17 protein-coding genes and 1 pseudogene are annotated in these 19179 nt (G+C 43.5%); 6 read left to right on the forward strand and 12 right to left on the reverse strand.

Annotated elements, in window-relative coordinates; all coding sequences use genetic code 11:
- Positions 1–106: 106 nt before the first annotated feature.
- The 6 genes from H2R00_RS13910 to H2R00_RS13935 form a co-directional block, all read right to left on the reverse strand.
- Positions 107–814 (reverse strand): YjjG family noncanonical pyrimidine nucleotidase, encoded by a 708-nt coding sequence (locus H2R00_RS13910; RefSeq protein WP_182069518.1) that lies wholly within the window; start codon positions 812–814, stop codon positions 107–109.
- A 22-nt stretch (positions 815–836) separates the two neighbouring features.
- Complete coding sequence (locus tag H2R00_RS13915) at positions 837–1784, reverse strand: phosphotransferase family protein (protein WP_182069519.1); 948 nt, start codon at positions 1782–1784, stop codon at positions 837–839.
- A 63-nt stretch (positions 1785–1847) separates the two neighbouring features.
- Positions 1848–2717 carry an aminoglycoside 6-adenylyltransferase gene (locus H2R00_RS13920; RefSeq protein ID WP_182069520.1) on the reverse strand — a complete coding sequence of 290 codons (870 nt, stop codon included), beginning with the start codon at positions 2715–2717 and terminating at the stop codon, positions 1848–1850.
- Between the two features lie 110 nt (positions 2718–2827).
- Positions 2828–3352, reverse strand: a complete 525-nt coding sequence (locus H2R00_RS13925; RefSeq protein WP_182069521.1) for an SRPBCC domain-containing protein — start codon at positions 3350–3352, stop codon at positions 2828–2830.
- Positions 3353–3426: 74 nt separating this feature from the next.
- A complete protein-coding gene (locus H2R00_RS13930) occupies positions 3427–3771 on the reverse strand; it encodes a hypothetical protein (RefSeq protein ID WP_244958241.1) in 345 nt (114 codons plus the stop codon).
- Positions 3772–3905: 134 nt separating this feature from the next.
- Positions 3906–4550 (reverse strand): DsbA family oxidoreductase, encoded by a 645-nt coding sequence (locus H2R00_RS13935; protein WP_182069523.1) that lies wholly within the window; start codon positions 4548–4550, stop codon positions 3906–3908.
- A 195-nt stretch (positions 4551–4745) separates the two neighbouring features.
- Here H2R00_RS13935 and H2R00_RS13940 point away from each other — a divergent pair, with 195 nt between their 5' ends.
- Together H2R00_RS13940 and H2R00_RS13945 are read left to right on the forward strand one after the other, a co-directional pair.
- Positions 4746–6482 (forward strand): ABC transporter ATP-binding protein, encoded by a 1737-nt coding sequence (locus H2R00_RS13940; RefSeq protein ID WP_182069524.1) that lies wholly within the window; start codon positions 4746–4748, stop codon positions 6480–6482.
- Between the two features lie 25 nt (positions 6483–6507).
- On the forward strand, positions 6508–7032 hold the full coding sequence (locus H2R00_RS13945; protein ID WP_182069525.1) for a DinB family protein: 525 nt from the start codon (positions 6508–6510) through the stop codon (positions 7030–7032).
- A 131-nt stretch (positions 7033–7163) separates the two neighbouring features.
- On the opposite strand, the gene H2R00_RS13950 is transcribed toward H2R00_RS13945, so the two are convergent.
- Positions 7164–8345, reverse strand: coding sequence for an MFS transporter (locus H2R00_RS13950; RefSeq protein ID WP_182069526.1), 1182 nt, complete (start codon positions 8343–8345; stop codon positions 7164–7166).
- A 144-nt stretch (positions 8346–8489) separates the two neighbouring features.
- A complete protein-coding gene (locus tag H2R00_RS13955; protein ID WP_003178460.1) occupies positions 8490–8792 on the reverse strand; it encodes an ArsR/SmtB family transcription factor in 303 nt (100 codons plus the stop codon).
- Positions 8793–8972: 180 nt separating this feature from the next.
- Here H2R00_RS13955 and H2R00_RS13960 point away from each other — a divergent pair, with 180 nt between their 5' ends.
- From H2R00_RS13960 to H2R00_RS13970, 3 genes are read left to right on the forward strand one after another with little or no spacing between them, the layout of a single operon-like run.
- The gene (locus H2R00_RS13960; protein ID WP_154995459.1) at positions 8973–9350 is read left to right on the forward strand and encodes a GntR family transcriptional regulator; all 378 of its coding nucleotides are present in this window, start codon (positions 8973–8975) and stop codon (positions 9348–9350) included.
- On the forward strand, positions 9350–10231 hold the full coding sequence (locus tag H2R00_RS13965) for an ABC transporter ATP-binding protein (protein WP_182071090.1): 882 nt from the start codon (positions 9350–9352) through the stop codon (positions 10229–10231). Before H2R00_RS13960 ends, H2R00_RS13965 begins: the two co-directional genes overlap by 1 nt.
- Positions 10212–10820, forward strand: coding sequence for an ABC-2 transporter permease (locus H2R00_RS13970; protein WP_182069527.1), 609 nt, complete (start codon positions 10212–10214; stop codon positions 10818–10820). The genes H2R00_RS13965 and H2R00_RS13970 overlap by 20 nt, the downstream gene beginning before the upstream one ends.
- 140 nt (positions 10821–10960) lie before the next feature.
- Here H2R00_RS13970 and H2R00_RS13975 read toward each other — a convergent pair whose 3' ends face one another.
- Together H2R00_RS13975 and H2R00_RS13980 are read right to left on the reverse strand one after the other, a co-directional pair.
- Complete coding sequence (locus H2R00_RS13975; protein ID WP_154995465.1) at positions 10961–11281, reverse strand: hypothetical protein; 321 nt, start codon at positions 11279–11281, stop codon at positions 10961–10963.
- A 249-nt stretch (positions 11282–11530) separates the two neighbouring features.
- Positions 11531–11722 (reverse strand): annotated as a pseudogene (locus H2R00_RS13980) (glutamine--fructose-6-phosphate transaminase (isomerizing)); the annotation flags it as partial.
- Between the two features lie 269 nt (positions 11723–11991).
- Between H2R00_RS13980 and H2R00_RS13985 the strand changes: the two are divergent.
- Complete coding sequence (locus tag H2R00_RS13985) at positions 11992–15420, forward strand: ATP-binding protein (protein ID WP_182069528.1); 3429 nt, start codon at positions 11992–11994, stop codon at positions 15418–15420.
- A 148-nt stretch (positions 15421–15568) separates the two neighbouring features.
- On the opposite strand, the gene glmS is transcribed toward H2R00_RS13985, so the two are convergent.
- Both glmS and glmM read right to left on the reverse strand, forming a co-directional pair.
- The gene (gene glmS, locus H2R00_RS13990) at positions 15569–17371 is read right to left on the reverse strand and encodes a glutamine--fructose-6-phosphate transaminase (isomerizing) (RefSeq protein ID WP_182069529.1); all 1803 of its coding nucleotides are present in this window, start codon (positions 17369–17371) and stop codon (positions 15569–15571) included.
- A 441-nt stretch (positions 17372–17812) separates the two neighbouring features.
- Positions 17813–19159: a phosphoglucosamine mutase gene (glmM, locus tag H2R00_RS13995; RefSeq protein ID WP_154996420.1), complete on the reverse strand. Its 1347-nt coding sequence runs from the start codon at positions 19157–19159 to the stop codon at positions 17813–17815.
- Positions 19160–19179: the final 20 nt, after the last annotated feature.

The following is a 19179-nucleotide window of genomic DNA, read 5'->3' on the forward strand; positions in this document are numbered from 1 at the left end:
CGCACCGCGGCTCACCCGTCGGAAGCGCGGCTTCCGCATCCTTCCAGTTGCAGTTTACATACAAATGCAATGATCGCAGCATCATGATTTAATGTTTCAGCAGCGATCAAGCCGAAGGTATTTTTCCATGATTTAAAATGTGCTGGAGTTCATTAAGCCTTTGAATTTGATAAGTCGGCTCAATGTCCGTATCATTCGCTGACATGTCCGGATTCATCCAGCATGTATCCAATCCGGCCAGCCGTCCCCCTTTTATGTCTGCTGTCAATGAATCCCCGATGATCAGCCCTTGATCGACAGAAAAATGAGGAATCCGTTCAAAAACGTAATCAAAGTATTCTTTCATCGGCTTTTGAAAACCGGTGTCCTCTGAAACAAAAATCCCTTTAAACATCGGGTATAATCCTGAAGCATGCAGACGCTTATACTGCGTTTTTGAAATACCGTTCGTCACGATATATAAATCATATTGATCCTGCATGCTTTCGATTAATTCAAGAGCGCCGTCTATCAGCTGATGCCCTTCTTCAAGGAAGCTGCGATACTTCTCCTCAAGCAAAACACCGTCAGCCTCAAGACCATATTCCTTGAATAAAATGGAGAAGCGTGTGTTCACCACTTGGTCGCGGTCTATCTCCCCTTTTTCAAACGCCCTCCATAAACCTTGATTGATTCGTTTATAATTCGCTTCTATTTCAGCTGTTAAAGAAATTTGCTGCTCCTCAAATAGCTTACGCAGTGCTGACTTTTCCGCCGCACCGAAGTCTAATAGTGTATCATCCACATCAAAAAATAAAGTACGATAATTTTTCACAGGGGTTCCTCCGTTTAGCTTTTTAGTAGTCGATCTTGCTGTCCTCTATGGCCTCAAGCTCGTTTTTCAGCAAGCTGATCGTCTCTGCCTTTTCTGTCTTTGTCTGAATGTCAAACGCCAGCTGCTCAGTAAACTCCCATATGTCCTCCAGTCTTCGCCTGATCTGATAAAACCGCAAAGCGTTCTGATCGATTTCAAACCCTTTATGAGTCTCGCAGTAAACGCGCAAAAACTCTTGAGCATACGGCTGGTTAGCAAAGAACATCAGATCCGCTTCAACAGGGGCCAGTTTCAAGCCCTCCCAATCGATCAGAATCAATTCCCCGCCTGTTTTCATCAAATTCCATCCATGAACATCTGTATGGCACAAAGCCATTCTTCTGCCGCTGCATTTCAAATCATCCGCCAGGGATAAGGCTGCCTCCATCATCTCGCGGATTGATCCGATGTACGGTTGAATGAGTGACGCCAACTCACAAGGAAGGTGATCAAGCCATTGTTTCATCTCACCTAAAAACGAAATATCATAGTTTTCTTTTATTCCTTCTGTCTCCACCGGGATAGTCTCATCATATCGGTGCAGCTCCGCTATGATGCTGGCGAGCTTCTCCACGCTGCCTTTGCCGAGCGGCTGATCTCCAATGGTTTCACCGGCGATGTATTCATAAAGCACATAAACGGCATCTTCATCTTCACACTTGTATTCTCCAGTTGTTGTTAAAAGCGGCACAGGCAGCTTCCCGTTGAGAGCAGTGTGATCCCTCAGCCACCTGAGAACAGGCATGTAATCATCAATCAGAGCCGTCCATTTCGATGTCGATGCCCTATTTTTATCATACACTTTTAGAAAGAAAGCTGCTTCTCCATCGGTTACTTGATAAGCAAGTGCTGTCCACCCGCCTTGCTCGGGAGAAATGTTCACACTGTCGATTCCATAATGGTCCTTCAATATTTTTTTAAGACTGAACATTCCGTTCACCTCCGCAAAAAACGCACTCCCGGCTCACCTGCCGGGAGTGCGGCTATCATCTGATTAGTCAATTTCCTTTGCAGCCGGTTTCAGCTGCTGAACGCGCCTCAGGTACTGTTTGACTTTCTCTGCTTCTGCGAAAAGGTATTGTTCATTCAGATGTTCAGCGACTGCTGCGACTGTCTCTTCAAACAGATCCCCCATCTTAAACAAGCTGTTCCATACACGCTCATGATCAGCTGGCGGATACGTCTCCAAAAGTCTTTCCCACGTATTTCGATCAACATAGCGATCTAGAAACTTTGCATTCTTGCCTATGCTCAGCGAAAAGCCCGTTTCAAAACCGACCTTCCATTCGAGCATTTTCAGCAGCATGGCCCTGACGAGATTTAAGTGATCGAGTGCATAAAGGATTTCCTGCCGCCACAACCCTTTGGCCACATATGTCGATGTCCACCAAAATTCATTGCAGCAGTCGGCGAAGCATTGCGGGGACGGTTTTTGCACCCAATATTCCCGATCCGTCGGCGGCGGGATAGCGGGCAGATCCTGATCCTTATCAAGCAAGATCACGGTCAAACTGTCTTCCCGGCAGTATTCCAGCTTTTCTTCCAGCGGCACTAGAATCAAATCAATGCGGCTGCCGTCTGTAAATAACATTAAATACGAAAAGCGGTTGCCAAGCTCATTCGGAAACAGCTCCATCGCTTCCGGCGTCTGCATGATGATCCGCTCTCCAAAAACGTCCACCCAGCCCGGCTCATCGAGAAAAGACTGCATATCTGTTACAACATAGACCATATCATAATCGCGAAAAGGGTCTTTCGGGACGTTCGGATTCGTCCGCGAACCGTTCATACCGACCGCTCTGACGCGGCTGTCCTCCCGTGCGATCTTCAGCACTAGATCGATGATTTCCTGCTCTGTACGCATGTATATAAACCTCCTCTTTTTAATGGTTATAGAAAATCTTGTTGAGGAGGTCCGCGAATACGCGGTTATATGAAATGCTCTAAAAACGCCATTGACATATCCTCCCTCTATTAGCGAATATCTTTCAGGTAGTCTTCAAGGCGATCCAGCTGTGAAGAAAAGCCTTCGGCCATCCCTTTATCCAACAGCTGTTGAAGCTCTTCCGGAGAAGAGAAATGAGAGCGTGTGATCAGATTTGTCTGTTTTCCGTGCTCTTTGAAATAAACCTCAATTAAAATCTCCGGCATGCCGGGAACAACATTCCCTTCCTCGTCTGTAAACATATCCGTGTACACGATTCTTTCCGGTGCCGCAATCTCTTGAAAAACAGCCTTGCCGCAAGATTTCCGGCCATAGAATTCGCCTTGGTTTTCATCTCTGCATTCCATACAGTAAAGCCATACGCCATCCGGCTGAAACTCAAACCTGCCGTTGGCAGTCTGCCATCCTTTCGGCCCCCACCAGCTTTCCAAATGCACTGATTCAGAAAAAGCCTTAAACACCAGCTCCCGCGGTGCCTCGAAACTCCGCTCCATGACCAAGGTTTTTCCCTCTGCTTTCGCTTGAACGCTGTGTGCCGCTTTGTGATCGGACATCTTGATTCCTCCTTGATTGGATATCTAAATGAAACGGCGAAAAAAACCGTGAAAACCCTGTGCCAACAAGTGTTTTATTTGCGAATCTTGACCAGCTGCCGCTCCTCAAAATAAAACATGCCGGCAATTTCATCGATGGATTTCTTTTTATCCAGTTTGACATGCTTGCCTAGCTGAAGAGCCTTTATATCAATGAAAAAGTCTAAGCGGTCTTCTTTTTCTCTGTCTTCCTCACCGTCCCAGCAAGAGTAAACTTCTATATCTTCACCCTCAGCAATATTTGAATTGATATAGTTGAATAGCGCCTTTATGTCATTTCCCGGTCTATGTAAACAGCCGGTTGCCTCATATACAAACGGCTTGCTGAATTTTGTTTTGACCATTTCGTACCCTTGATCAAGCTCAGCGATGCTAATCAAACCTTCTTTTGTTTGGTCCCGGAAGCTCCCGATCGGCTGCAATGAAATGATGGAGTGTCAACTGTCTTCCCTCTTCTTTCATGTATAAAAAAGAACCCTATTAAAGGGTTCTTCAAATCGCTCATTTTTCCTGCTTAGCAATTGTTTCCGTCAAGGTCGCACTGCAAGCCGTCAATAGGATTTTGTTTGCTTTCTTTTTCGATCACCTGTTCAAACACTTCCCTCGCCGCGGCCCCGGCGATCCGCTCGTTGCCAATGATAAAAGTCGGAACGGCCGTGATGCCGGCTTCTTCGTAAGCCTGTTGAAGCGCCTTCCGTTGTACGTCCTGATATGTTCTGGAGTTTAAAGCTTCTTTAAAAGCCTGTTCATCCAGTCCGGCTTCTTTGGCCAGCGCTGTTAACACGTCGATGTCGCCAATAACTTGATCTTCCTGGAAAAAGGCTTGATAAACCCGGTCATTGTACGCTTTCGCTTTACCGTGTTCTTTTGCAAAGTGATAGCCTTCATGAGCCAAATCTGTATAAGGATGCGGAGAGACGTTTGGCAGCTTCATGTTGACGCCCCAAGCCTCGATTCGCGGCTTAATGGCGCCGTCCCACATCGCCAATTTGGACGGGTCGTTTAATGGGTCGAGCTGCTCTGATGGACGCGGCCTCAGTTCGAATGGCAGCCACTCGACTTCTACATCTTTGCCTTCGATCGCTTTTTCGAACTGGTCTTTTCCGAGAAAACAGAATGGACAGACATAATCAGAATATACTTTAATATTTATTGTCATGTTTTTCTTCCTTTCTTGTCATTCAATCAACTATATGTAACAATAATAGTTACAATTATTTCTCCTGTCAATCTTTTTAGCATGAAGCTAAAATCCGCAATGATCGGGAACTTTCTGCTGTTTATATCGTAATATGATGAGTTACAGCTTGCGCCATCCACTTCTTTGACATTTTATCGATAAGGAGTTTATCAAATGAAAACAGAAAACAACAATAGCATGAAACCGTTTTTCTCCATGATTCTCACATCCGGCGTACCCAGGCTGGCTTTAACCGTCGGTTTGACCGCAAGCCTCGTCACTACACTGGTCGGCCTGTCCATTCCGCTGTTGACAAGGGAAATGGTTGACGGCTTTTCCGCCAATTCGATCAATCTGGCCTTAGCGGGAATCCTTGCGCTCGTTTTTATCGTTCAAGCGGTCTGCGACGGGTTTTCGACCTATTTTCTTTCATATGCCGGGCAAAAAGTGGTCGCTTCCCTGCGCGAGCGCATGTGGTTCAAGCTGCTGCGCCTGCCTGTCCGCTACTTTGACGAAAAGACGAGCGGTGAAACCGTCAGCCGTGTTGTCAATGACACCGGCATTGTTGAAAGCTTGATTTCCGACCATTTTCCGCAGTTTGTTTCCGGCATCATCACCATTGTCGGATCGGTAATCATTTTGCTGATCATGGATTGGAAAATGACACTGCTCATGCTGATCTCCGTTCCGATCACGACCTTCATTATGATCCCGCTCGGCATGAAAATGCAGCGCATCTCCAAAACGCTGCAGGATGAAACAGCTTCCTTCACCGGACATGTCCAGCAGACATTAAGCGAAATCAGATTGATGAAAGCATCAAACGCCGAGCATACAGAAAAAATGAAAGGGTTATCAGGCATTTCGAAGCTCTTTCAATACGGCCTCAAGGAAGCCCGTATATTTGCGCTCGTCTCCCCGTTTATGCACCTTGTCATTATGATTGTGATCGTCGCCATCATCGGCTACGGCGGCATCCGCGTCTCTGACGGGACGATGTCGGCAGGCTCGCTGATCGCCTTTTTGCTTTATCTGTTTCAAATCATCTTTCCGATCACATCGTTCACAATGTTTTTTACTCAGCTGCAAAAAGCAAAAGGGGCAACAGAGCGGATCATCGAGATTTTGCATACTGAAGAGGAACAGGGCCAGGAAGGACTTGATATGGATATCTCCAATCTGCCGATACGTGCCGAGAATGTATCTTTCTCTTACGGCGATGGTGAGTCTGTCTTGCGAGAGGTATCTTTCGACGTCGATCCTGGACAGATGATTGCATTTGTCGGTCCGAGCGGCGGCGGAAAAACGACGATGTTCGGCCTCTTGGAACGATTTTACGAACCGGACTCAGGGGCCATTCACATCGGGGAAACACCGATCAGCAAGCTGTCGATGAAATCGTGGCGCAGCCAGATCGGCTACGTATCTCAAGACAGCCCGATGATGTCCGGCACCATCCGTGAGAACTTGTGCTACGGCTTGGATCACGCCGACAGCATTGATGATCAAGAACTGTGGAAAGTCGCAGAAATGGCGTATGCCGATACATTTATTAAACAATTCCCTGAGCAGCTTGATACGGAAGTCGGCGAACGCGGCGTCAAACTGTCAGGCGGACAGAGACAGCGGATCGCCATCGCCCGCGCCTTCCTGCGCGACCCGAAAATTTTAATGATGGACGAAGCGACAGCCAGCCTCGACAGCCAATCAGAAGCCATCGTCCAGCAGGCGCTTGCCCGCCTCATGGAAGGCCGCACCACCTTCGTCATCGCCCACCGGCTATCGACAATCGTGAATGCGGACCAAATTATATTTATCGAAAAAGGCGAGATCACAGGGCGGGGACGGCACCACGAGCTGATTGCTTCGCATGCGCTGTATCGGGAGTTTGCTGAGCGGCAGTTGACGTGAACTTTTATGAAAGGAGGTCATTCACATGAACTTTCAACTCGAGGAAGCCATCGAAGTCCTGGAGCGCACACCACAAACATTGAGTCAGCTGCTGACCGGATTATCAAACCCCTGGATCAGCTGCGATGAAGGCGAAGACACTTGGAACGCCTTTGATGTAGTCGGCCATCTGATTGAGGGAGAAAAAAACAATTGGTTGCCGCGAATCAAAATGATCGTGACAAAAGGAGCAACTGACACTTTTCCGCCGTTCGACCGCTTCAGCCAGTTGAATCAAAACGACGGGAAAACGATGGAACAGCTGCTTAACGAATTTGCAGACATCAGACGGGCGAATCTGGAAATATTGCGGCAGATCATTAATCCTAAAACCAACTTCGAACAAACGGGGGTGCACCCCGAATTCGGAATCGTCAAGCTGAGAGAACAGATCTCGACATGGGTTGCCCACGACCTCACTCACATCTCGCAAATCGCAAGAGTGCTGGCGAAACGGTATCAGGATGATGTCGGCCCTTGGAGGGCTTATTTGCGGATTTTAGCGGACTAAATAAAAAATATCCGCTCGTTTTACAGCGAGCGGATGTTGGATTTTTCGGCTCGCCATATCACAACCTGTCAGCACAGATAAGATATGACGAATGAAACCATTGAATCTTCAACACCAATCAAGGCAACGTATTATGAACTGATTTCTTTTACAGGTCCTGCTTTCCGTTTGTAATGTGAACTGAAAGTCACCAAAACAGCGGCAATCGCAATCATAACCCCCAATGCCCCAAACCACGTAATAGAAGCCAGCGACACTTTTTCCACAAAAACCCCTCCGATTCCTGCACCCGCGGCCATGGCGAATTGCATCATCGATTGATTGATGCCGAGCAATACACCTGACAATTCGGGTTCAAGCGTCGCTAAGTGATATTGTTGCGTCGGGCCGGTAGACCATGCGGCAAACGACCATAATATGAGAATCAACAGTACTCCGACATAGGAATGGGTGACAAGCGACAGCAAAATCAGTGCGATGATATGCAGTGCCATCCCGCCAAAGAGTGTAAAGGGAACGCCCCATTTATCAGTGCTATATCCGCCAAACTTCGATCCAACCAAGCTGGCGATTCCAAATATAAGCAAAAATCCACTAAGCCAATTGCCGCTTATCCCTGAAACGGTCAGAAGGTAAGGAGACAGATAAGTATACGCAACGGAATATCCTCCGAGCCAGAAAAATGTGACCGATAACCCCATCGCTACTTTCCGTTTCTTTAAAAGAGAAAGCTGTTGAGGCAAAGGGACAGGCTTGTCACCTTCAGTATGCGGCAAGGTTAAGAATATCACAATCATTGCGATGAATCCCAATAAAGCAATTCCTCCAAATACAGACTTCCAGCCTAACGCTTCTGCCGTCATTCTTCCGAGTGGAACACCTATGATCAAAGAAGCGGTAAACCCCATGACCACTGTAGCAATTGCACTGCCCTGCTTACCTTCGGGGGCGATCTTGGCGGCAATCGTTAATGCCGTGACCACAACCATACCTGCCCCCAAGGCCATAATGACCCGCGCTGCAACAAACCAACCATAACCAGGCAGAGTAAAGGCCAAAATATTTCCTATCACAAACAAACCGAGAGCATACATCATTAACTTTCGCCTATCCATGCTTGCCGTCAACGCCATCAGAACCGGCGTGAAAACTGCATACACCAGTGAAAAGATCGTAATAAGCTGGCCCGCAGCAGCTAAAGTTATCCCGAGTGTGTGGGCGATCTGATCCAAAATACCGGAAATGATGTACTCTGAGGTCCCTACCAAAAAACTGATGATTGCTAAAAGATAAATTTTCCAAGTACTAAACATTATCGTTCGCTCCTTTATCACATTATACATTTACATATCACGAAATAACGATATGTAAAATTAAAAAATAAACACATCGGAATATGTCGATATGTATGGTGTAAAAATAAACATCATCAAGAGATGTTTATTTTTTAATGCTCATCATATCTCTGTTTTAAGAAAGTCAGCAAGCTTTCCAATGGCCTCTTCGTCTCTTTTGTAGTACGTATACTTTCCGATTCGCTCCGCCTTAATCAGGCCGGCTCTTAAAAGGATCGCGAGATATTGGGAAGCCGTCGATTGCGTCATTTTCAATTTGTCCGTGATTTGGCTGACACACACCCCGATTGTGTTCATATCAATCCCTTCATGGGGCTTAAAATGACGATCAGGCTCCTTCAGCCATTGCAAAATTTGAAGCCTTGATTCATTTGATAAAGCTTTGAAAATTTCAATAGGTTCCATACCAATCATTATATCTTCATATCGCAAATTGTCAATATGTATTGTGCCCTTTTATTCTTAACATCAAATTCTGGCTGACAATTCACTCCCCAAAGAATAAAAAAATCGTTGCCATTCAAGCAATCTTTGTGTATATTGTACATATTGTATATATTGTGTATAAACAAAAGAGGTTTTGAAATGAAAATTATAATTTCGAATAGTTCAAAGCAACCCATTTATGAACAAATTTACACCCAAATTAAGGATCATATTCTTGCGAATGAATTGAAACCGGGACAGCCGCTGCCTTCTATGCGCCAATTGGCAAAGGACATGAATGTTAGTCTTATTACATCAAAGCGCGCCTATGAAGAACTTGAGAAAAATGGCTTCATTTATTCCGTAGTCGGGAAAGGCTCTTTTGTATCAGATCAGAATAACGAAATGATGAAAGAAGGAAAAATGAAAGCAATTGAAGAGCAGTTGACAGCAGCGATAAAAAACAGCAAAGACATAGGCGTTCCCCTTACAGAGTTAAAAGATTTGCTTACCATTTTATATCAGGAGGAAGAATGATGGACAATGTAATTGAACTCCGGCATGTTCATAAATCGTTCGATGATTTTCATCTCAAAGACTTTTCAATGAATGTAAAAAAAGGTTTTATCACCGGATTTATCGGCGGAAATGGCGTGGGGAAATCGACAACGATTAAACTGATCATGAACTTATTGCAGCCTGACAGCGGAACGATTACGGTATTTGGCATGAATTACAAGGAGCATGAGAAAGAAATCAAACAACGAATTGGCTTTGTATTTGATTCCAACATATTTTATGAACATTTAACGTTGGCTGAAATGAAAGATATTGTGAAAAGATCTTATATCAATTGGGATGACCAAGTATTTAATGATTATGTGAGCACATTTAACTTGCCGCTTACTAAAAAAATCAAGACGTTCTCAAAAGGGATGATGATGAAAGCATCATTAGCCGTCGCTTTGTCCCATCATGCGGAATTAATTATTATGGATGAACCGACGTCCGGACTCGACCCGATTTTCCGCCGGGAGCTGTTGGAAATCTTGCATCAGCTCATGCAAGATGGGGATAAGACGATCTTTTTTTCGACTCATATAACAACTGATTTAGATAAGATTGCAGATTATATCACGTTCATTCATAAAGGAGAGCATATCTTTACAAAGGACTTGTACGAAATTGAGGAACAATATGCAATTGTAAAAGGCGGCATGGAGTTGTTAGACCGGGAGACCGAGCAGGAATTTATAGCGGTTCGAAAATCAACTCATGGATTTGAAGCATTGACTGCGGATAAATCACGAACAGAAAACATTTTTGGGGATATGGTGTTAATTGAAAAACCGACTCTTGAAGATATTATGTTCTATACAAAGAAAGGAGCTAAAGAGCATGTTCAACTTAATACGTAAGGACATTGTCCTGCAGAAAAAAACATTAGCGGCTTCGTTTTTGGTATTATGTGTTTATTTAATGTTAGATATTTCTCCAATCTGGGTTGGGGTTGTATTTAGTATAGTTATATCGATGTATGCCTTTTCAATAGATGAAAAGTCTTCTATACATATGCTTCTCAATTCTTTGCCTTATACACGGAAAGAGATTGTCAGTTCAAAGTATATTGTCGTCGTTCTCTTTACATCTATGGTGGCTGCAGCCATATTTATCGTACACTTCATCATTCACCGGGAATTTACGATCTGGAAAGACATTTTGCTAATGGTTGCCATTGTGATGACAGCTGCTTCATTCATGCTGCCATTCTGTTATAAATTCAAAAGCAACTATCTGTTGATTGCTTCTATTGCTGCATTTGGCTTGTATATGCTAACGGTTAACTTTTTCGTCCAAAATTTGAACGATCAAATTAGAGAGTTCATTCACATGCTTCTAACCTTACAAAATACTTTTCTCTATCTGATCGTTGCCATATCAATTATTACTCTGTACGGGTGTTCATGGCTTCTGTCGATTCGGATTTATAGAAATAAAGTGTTTTAAAAGGATAGGGCTTTTTTCGATCATTGACACCGCTTCATGTTCATCCTCGGATAAAAAAACTGCACCGTCACACTCCTAGTCAGGTTGTTGCGGTGCAGTGTATTATGCGATGGTGCAGACCAAAGCCACCTTTCAACCGCCTATTCCAGCTCAATAAACGAGTATTTCTCTGGATCTGCCAATACATAAAAAAGTCCGAAGAACATCTTCCACCCACGAACCGGACTTCCACATCTAAACCTTAATACTTCTCCTTCATCTAAAATAAACCTCAAAGCTTGGCTTACACACCAATCAATTTTCACTTGGATCTCATGTTCGCCGGGCTCCAAATCAATTCGCAGCCTCCCGCCATCTTTGATTTTCCCAGCCTCAACACCATCAATCAACACTGAAAATTTTCTCATTTTATTCATAAGCTGCGATGTTCTGTTAACTTCAACGTACGTCTCATTGTTCATGGTTACACTTCCTTAAAAAGATAAGTATATATATGAGCATCGTCCAAACCGCCCCGGCATTCCGCTGTGCGAACAGGCTTCACTTACAATTTAGCGCACTTTCAGACTACCAGAAAAACACCGTGCAGACCACGTCCAGAATATTTCTCAGTTCAATTCTAGATCAGATTTATTTCTCTTTCAAACACAAAAATACCCCTCCAGATCATCCAATCCAAGAGGGGTACAAACTTTTATTTCAAACGACTCCTACTCCACCGTCACACTCTTCGCCAGGTTTCTTGGCTTATCAACGTCACAGCCGCGGTGCAGCGCTGCGTAGTATGAGATCAGCTGCAGCGGAATGACGGAGACGAGCGGTGCGAGCTCCGGATGCACTTCAGGCAGGACGAAGCGGTCGTCTGCTTCTTCCAGGCCTTTCAGAGAGATCACGCAAGAGTTTTTAGGGATTTATTAATATAATCAATCATTAATTGAAATAAATATAAAATCATGTAGATCGTATAACCCCGCTTCCCAAATCTTTTATTTTGAATGTTTAAGGAGGTCACGAGCGTATTTTTCAGCGTAATTTAATTTCCATTTCCAGCAGAATATAGCGATAACTAGTATGATACATGATAAGATTAAAATACATGTGAATTTCCATTTATTCCTTCACATACGTTACACGGAATAAATAAGAGACAGGATATACGGAGGAATTATTTATGTCAAATTATGATTTTCATGCATTACTTGAGCCACTAGAATTTGAAAAATTAGTATGTGATATTATCTCTCAGCGAGATGGAATATCTTTAAGAATGTATAAAGAAGGGCGTGATGAGGGGGTTGATGGTTCATATACAGATGACAATATAAAAATTATCGTTCAGGCAAAACGGTATCAGTCCAACTTCAAAAGTTTGTATCGAAGCTTGACACTTGAATTACCAAAAGTGCGCAAGTTGCAACCAGATCGATATATTTTGGGAATATCTATGGCACTATCAAAATCTCAAGTGGACGATATCATCGATTTATTCAAAGAATTTAATGTTAATGAACACGATATTTTAGATAGAGTTGAGATGAACCGTCTCCTTGAACAACCAGCCTATAAGCAAACTGTACTCAAATTTCCAAAACTCTGGTTTCCCAATGTTAATGTACTGGAGAAGATATTAAACGAGTCTCTCCACAGTGGTATTCACAATGAATCAACAATGGAACTGAAGGATGCTTGTCAAAAAGCCAAGACTTTTGTCCCCACTAAAATTTATCATAAAGCTTTAAGAGATTGGTCTCTTAACCATGTCATCGTACTCTCAGGAGAACCCGGAGTGGGAAAAACGACAATGGCTCAAATCCTGGCATTAGCATATCTGCAACCGGACAATTTGAACGGATTTATCTGGGTAAACTCAATTGAAGATGTATATAAGATGCTAGAAAATGACCATAAACAAGTTTTTATATTAGATGATTATTGGGGAAGCATTTTTCCGGAGGAACACAATAGTAGAAAAAATGAGGACCGACTAGATAAACTGATTAAACATATTGCTGGATTTAATGGAAATAAGCGCTTAATAATAACAACCCGGGAGTATATTTTGCAGCAAGTCCTGCAAAAACATCCTTTAATTAAAGGATCACTGGAACAATATGCATTAATCTGTACAATGGAAGATTACGGTGACGACGAAAAAGCTAACATTTTGTATAGCCATCTTTATACATCAAACCTTGAGTATGAGTATGTTTATTATTTATATATGAAAACAGATTCGATTGTATACCATCAAAACTATAATCCAAGGGTTCTCTCACTTTTCCTAGAAAAACAACCAGATAAACATGAGTTCCCCAGCGAATATTATGAGCAATTATGCAATTATCTTGATTGCCCTAATGATTTTTGGAAGTCTATTTTTATAAGTCTTTCACCTGAAACAAAATTTGTTGCCATGCTATTGCTCATTTCGTCAACACCTGCGCATCGGGAAAGTATCAAGCATTGCTACCATAAATATATCCATCAATACTCTGCCCAAACATCGGTGAAAAATCTTGGTGAGTGTATTGCAGAGCTTGAAGAAACAATGATAAAGTCAGTTTACAGTGAAGAATACGAAGATATTTTATTGAAATTCAGCATGCCGGCTGTACAAGACTTTCTATTTGCACACTTACAGGAAAATTGTGAACAATGGGTTCCAAAACTTTTAGAATGTTGCTCCTATTACAATCAGCTGCAATTTCTATTAGAATATCTATCAGTGTATTGTAGCGACAAGGTCAGTGATTCAATAGTCCAACAATGTATCAAGCATTACCACGAATATGGCAATAGTGTTATAGAGTACGATGGTAGTTGGAACTGGGATATTAATTTAATTGAAGAAAGTGGTGGACGATTAGATCGATTCTTTCATTTGCTACATTGCTATCAAGCTCAAAGACATCCTAGGTTGTATAATTTTTTAGAAACCGAGATAAAAAGCTACTGCTTAGATATGGGAAATGGGGATTTAAGAGAACAACAATATACCGATCTGCATAATTTACCCGATATTATTGTTCGTTGTGTAAAAATAGGGATGAATTTCAACGGGCAATTCATTATTAACAAATATTACGAGAATGCCTTCAGCGTACATCATTTCGAAGCAATGCAACAATTCCAAGATGTATTTTCTGAAGAATATGCTCTGTTTCAAAAAGGATACTATCCTAAGATCAAAAGTAAATTAAAGCGTACAATACTTTCAGAGCTCGAATTTCTTGATGAATACTGTATGGATATAGAACTAGATATGCTAATTGATGATATTCCTGATCTGCTTAAGAAATTTAATTTGCGCTATACGAAAGAGTTTGAAAAAAAAATATATACTTTGTGCGGAAGAAATCCCTACTCAATAAATAACAATGAAGAGCCGTACAAACCTTTACTCGATGAAATTGATTGGAACGAACAATCCCTTGATATTGTTAAAGATGACGCACGGAATTGGCTTTTAGGACCTAAAGAGACATATTTGGAGGACGACAAAATCGTTGATTTGATCTCAAAAAGCAATCTTCATATAGAAGTGAGAGAAAAGCTGAAGCAGACACTAGACACTGCCACTCCTCTATATGTTTACAACTTATTACAAACAAAAGAATCTATTGATTTACTTTTTGCAACACTGGATGGTGCTGAATCACAACTTCTTGAGAAAGAAAGCAATCTGAGTATAAAAATGCTGTTTCATATTGCAGAAAGAGATTCAACATTACTACAAAACCTTGTTCTTTTTTGTGCAGAAAGCTTTTCCATGTTTATGTACAATGACGATCCCGTATTACGTAAAAATCTATTTTTGAAAAGTGACGTCTATGCAACTTATTTGGAAAATGATGCACAGCTTCGAGAAATCGTATTCCAGCACTTGATGATCGAAGATGAACAATGGGTACATTTTCTCCATATACCACTCTTCATTTTCTGTTATGCTTCTGTCATTTGTTTTAACAGCGATGGTGAGGAGCTCAAAGCATTTTACCCCGACATATGGGGTGACAATTTCAATAAATTAAAACAAGTACTTCAGCACACTTCAAAAAAGCAACCCAGTGTTTTTTATGCTGATTTTGGATTCTACCATTTTAAAAACTATGAGTGGGAAGGTTGCATGTACAGAATGTTCGAAGAATTAAATCCTTATCACTTTAACCAAACTTATGTGGCACCTGCAATTCAACGTTTTCTCGATAAAATTGGTTATGAAGACGATACAACTAAAGTGCTTAATCATGTTTCTATTAGCAGGTTACAATTCGAGTACGAAGAATCAGGAATTCACGATTCTTCAATTAATGAATTGAGTGATGAGCTTTGTATAATTGAACATCTAGGGATTTCAGAAATTTGGTGTGATGTCTTTCCACCGCAGTTAACAAAAAGAAAATTAATCGAATTAAAAAAGGGCGAGATCGCACAGCAACATGGTGATAAATGGGCCGTGTTCATATACAAGATTACAGATGTTGAACTGTTAAAGGAATTTGGCGTTTATGACACAGCAATAAAATTTCTGAGGAGGGTTGAGAAAATACACACTCGATTTATAAATGGTGATTACTCACAAATAAAAGACTTTAGTTAATCGAATTCAAATCCTCCTCTAATTTAAATCAAATTTTTAAACTAAAAACCCCTTTGGCTAAACATAACCAAAGGGGTTAACCTTCGCAGTTTTTTTATAAACATCGCGACTTTTTTTAAAGCCGCATTTAAATCAGTATGACAAAACTTTACTCCACCGTCACACTCTTCGCCAGGTTTCTTGGCTTATCAACGTCACAGCCGCGGTGCAGCGCTGCGTAGTATGAGATCAGCTGCAGCGGGATGACGGAGACGAGCGGTGCGAGCTCCGGATGCACTTCAGGCAGGACGAAGCGGTCGTCTGCTTCTTCCAGGCCTTTCAGAGAGATCACGCAAGGGTTGGCGCCGCGGGCTGTCACTTCTTTGACGTTTCCGCGGATGCTTAAGTTGACGTGCTCCTGTGTCGCAAGGGCAATGACCGGTGTGCCGTCTTCGATCAATGCGATCGTACCGTGCTTCAATTCGCCGCCGGCGAAACCTTCAGCTTGAATGTAGGAAATCTCTTTCAGCTTCAGGGATCCTTCGAGGCAGACGAAATAGTCGAGGCCGCGGCCGATGAAGAATGCATTGCGTGTTACGGTCAAGTATTCACGTGCGATCATTTCCATTTCGTCTTTTTGGTCGCAAAGGGCTTCCATTGCGTTTCCGATGATGCCGAGCTCTTTGACAAGATCAAAGTCGAGTTCTTTGCCACGGCTTTCCGCAGTCACGGCTGCCAAAATAGCGAGAACTGCGATTTGCGCCGTATATGCTTTTGTTGACGCTACCGCGATTTCAGGGCCGGCATTCAGTAAAAGCGTGTAGTCCGCTTCACGGGAAAGCGTGGATCCCGGTACGTTGGTCAATGTCAGCGCTTTGTGTCCGAGCTTTTTCACCTGTACGAGAACAGCGCGGCTGTCAGCCGTTTCTCCGCTTTGAGAAATAAAGATAAACAGAGGCTTCTCAGAAAGCAATGGCATATTGTAAGAGAATTCGCTTGCGACATGGACTTCAGCCGGAACTTTCGCCCATGTTTCAATAAATTGCTTGCCGACAAGACCGGCATGGTAGCTCGTTCCGCAGGCGATGATATAGACGCGGTCCGCTTCTGCAACAGCATTTGCAATATCTCCAGGAATGGAAAGCTTGCCGTTTTCATCCTGGTACGTCTGAATGATTTTCCGCATAACAAGCGGCTGTTCATCGATTTCTTTTAACATGTAGTGAGGGTATGTGCCTTTTTCGATATCGCTCGCATCAAGCTCTGCAATATATGAGGCACGTGACATCAATTCTCCATCAAGGTTTTTGATCACGACTTTTTTGTCTGTGACAATCACCATTTCTTTATCCATAAGCTCCACGTATTCGTTAGTCACTTGAAGCATCGCCATCGCGTCAGACGCGATAACATTGAAATTGTCTCCAAGGCCGACAAGAAGCGGGCTTTTATTTTTCGCAACATAGATTGTTTCTTTGTTTTCATGATCGAATAATGCAATCGCATAAGAGCCTTTGAGCAGCATGAGCGTTTGGCGGAACGCTTCTTCAGTGTCAAGACCGTTATTGACGAATTGCTCGATCACTTGAACGACAACCTCTGTATCCGTATCGCTTTTAAGGGTTACATCTTGTAAATATTCGCGCGTCAGTTGAACATAGTTTTCGATGACGCCGTTATGAACAAGTGTAAAACGGCCTGATGCGCTTTGATGCGGATGAGCGTTTAGACGGCTCGGTTCCCCGTGAGTCGCCCAGCGTGTGTGTCCGATTCCCGCTTGCGACATCACGCTTGCATCAACGGCTGCGCGAAGGTCGGCAATCCGTCCTTTTTCTTTAAACACGTGTACGCCGTCTTCGTTCGCTACAGCGATTCCAGCTGAATCGTAGCCGCGATACTCCAGCTTTTCCAAACCTTTAAGTAAAATTTCCTTTGCATCAAGCTGGCCAATATAACCTACAATACCACACATAATTTTCTTCCTCCTAAAGTCGCAGGCAGGAGACGAAGAAAGTCTGCTTATCAGGCGGGGACATTCTTCGTCCCCTCCTACATGTTTTTATAGAAGATCATGCGATTTCCCTTTGTTCAAAGAGTCGCCTCTTTGGTTTAAGGAAATCCTTGCGGCTGTGATCTTTGTGGTCAGCCGGGAGGCATCCGCCGAAAATTCGATAAACCTCCATCCTCGTCAACTAAGCTGTTTCATCCGTACGCTTAGTCCGGGCGCTATAATTATAAAAATTTTTCTACCCTGCCTTTCCTTTTAAATTAAAACAAGACAAGCTGATTTTACTATATGCTAAAAGAACCGTCAAACATTTTTCAAAATGGTTCACATTTTTTCCAAGATTGAACGGTTCCCTTTATCTTATGTCAAATCAGCAAGTCTCGTTCGTCAGTCTTCTGCGGAAAATTACTCCGCTCCCATTTCAGCTTTCACGACATCTGCAATACGGCCTACGAACTTCTCGCAAAGCTCCTTCGTTTTCGCTTCAGCCATAACACGGACAAGCGGCTCGGTGCCGGATGGGCGCACAAGGATGCGGCCGTCACCGTTCATTTCCTTCTCAACTTCTTCGATGACCGCTTTTACCTTTTCGTTTTCCGTCACTTTATGTTTATCGGTTACTTTCACGTTCATGAGGAGCTGCGGAAACTTCTGCATCTCTGCCGCAAGCTCTGACAGCGGCTTGCCTGTCATTTTGATCGTGTTCATCAGCATGATCGCAGAAAGCAGTCCGTCGCCTGTCGTATTGTAATCAAGGAAAATCAGGTGTCCCGACTGTTCGCCGCCGAACGTAAACCCGTCCTTTTTCATTGCTTCCACTACATAGCGGTCGCCGACAGCTGTCTGAACGCTTTTAATGCCTTCTGCTTCAAGCGCTTTGTAAAAGCCGAGGTTGCTCATCACTGTAGAGACAACGGTATTGTCCGCCAGGCGCCCCTCGCTCTTCAAGTACTTCGCGCATATGTACATGATTTGATCGCCGTCTACGATATTACCCTTTTCGTCGACAGCGATTAAGCGGTCGCCATCCCCGTCAAACGCCATGCCGACGTCAGCTCCCTTTTCTTTCACGAATTTGGCCAGGGCTTCGGGGTGGGTCGAGCCGACTCCGTCATTGATGTTTAATCCGTTTGGAGAAGTCCCCATCGTCGATACATCTGCGTCAAGATCGGCAAACAGGTGGGTCGCCAGCGAAGATGTCGCCCCGTGCGCACAGTCAAGCGCGACATGAATGCCTGTGAAGTCTTCATCAGCAGATTGCTTAAGAAACTGCAAATATTTCTGTCCGCCTTCAAAGTAATCGTTCACCATGCCCAGATCAGCGCCTACAGGCCTTGGCAGGTGATCTTCCGGCTGATCCATCAGACGCTCGATTTCAAGCTCCTGTTCATCGGAAAGCTTAAAGCCGTCGCCGCCGAAAAACTTAATTCCGTTGTCCTGGACAGGGTTGTGGGAAGCGGAAATCATCACACCCGCTTCAGCGTCCATAGCCTTCGTCAAATATGCGACGCCGGGCGTCGAAATCACGCCGAGGCGCATGACTTCTGCTCCTATAGAAAGAAGGCCTGCAACAAGGGCCCCTTCAAGCATATGCCCGGAAATGCGCGTGTCACGGCCGATCAGCACCTTGGGACGCTCCTTATCTTTTGTTAGGACATATCCGCCAAAGCGTCCGACTTTAAAGGCCAGCTCGGGTGTAAGTTCACTGTTTGCCACGCCTCTTACACCGTCTGTACCAAAATACTTGCCCATTAATATCGCTCCTTTTTGAT

This window comes from Bacillus haynesii, assembly GCF_014042035.1.
GTDB lineage: Bacteria > Bacillota > Bacilli > Bacillales > Bacillaceae > Bacillus > Bacillus haynesii.

Coding starts and splice junctions, on each gene's coding strand:
- H2R00_RS13985 (WP_182069528.1), top strand. CDS start 11,992: ATGTCAAATTATGATTTTCATGCATTACTTGAGCCACTAGAATTTGAA.
- glmM (WP_154996420.1), bottom strand. CDS start 19,159: ATGGGCAAGTATTTTGGTACAGACGGTGTAAGAGGCGTGGCAAACAGT.
- H2R00_RS13970 (WP_182069527.1), top strand. CDS start 10,212: ATGTTCAACTTAATACGTAAGGACATTGTCCTGCAGAAAAAAACATTA.
- H2R00_RS13975 (WP_154995465.1), bottom strand. CDS start 11,281: ATGAACAATGAGACGTACGTTGAAGTTAACAGAACATCGCAGCTTATG.
- glmS (WP_182069529.1), bottom strand. CDS start 17,371: ATGTGTGGTATTGTAGGTTATATTGGCCAGCTTGATGCAAAGGAAATT.
- H2R00_RS13955 (WP_003178460.1), bottom strand. CDS start 8,792: ATGGAACCTATTGAAATTTTCAAAGCTTTATCAAATGAATCAAGGCTT.
- H2R00_RS13965 (WP_182071090.1), top strand. CDS start 9,350: ATGGACAATGTAATTGAACTCCGGCATGTTCATAAATCGTTCGATGAT.
- H2R00_RS13960 (WP_154995459.1), top strand. CDS start 8,973: ATGAAAATTATAATTTCGAATAGTTCAAAGCAACCCATTTATGAACAA.
- H2R00_RS13920 (WP_182069520.1), bottom strand. CDS start 2,717: ATGCGTACAGAGCAGGAAATCATCGATCTAGTGCTGAAGATCGCACGG.
- H2R00_RS13935 (WP_182069523.1), bottom strand. CDS start 4,550: ATGACAATAAATATTAAAGTATATTCTGATTATGTCTGTCCATTCTGT.
- H2R00_RS13925 (WP_182069521.1), bottom strand. CDS start 3,352: ATGTCCGATCACAAAGCGGCACACAGCGTTCAAGCGAAAGCAGAGGGA.
- H2R00_RS13950 (WP_182069526.1), bottom strand. CDS start 8,345: ATGTTTAGTACTTGGAAAATTTATCTTTTAGCAATCATCAGTTTTTTG.
- H2R00_RS13940 (WP_182069524.1), top strand. CDS start 4,746: ATGAAAACAGAAAACAACAATAGCATGAAACCGTTTTTCTCCATGATT.
- H2R00_RS13915 (WP_182069519.1), bottom strand. CDS start 1,784: ATGTTCAGTCTTAAAAAAATATTGAAGGACCATTATGGAATCGACAGT.
- H2R00_RS13945 (WP_182069525.1), top strand. CDS start 6,508: ATGAACTTTCAACTCGAGGAAGCCATCGAAGTCCTGGAGCGCACACCA.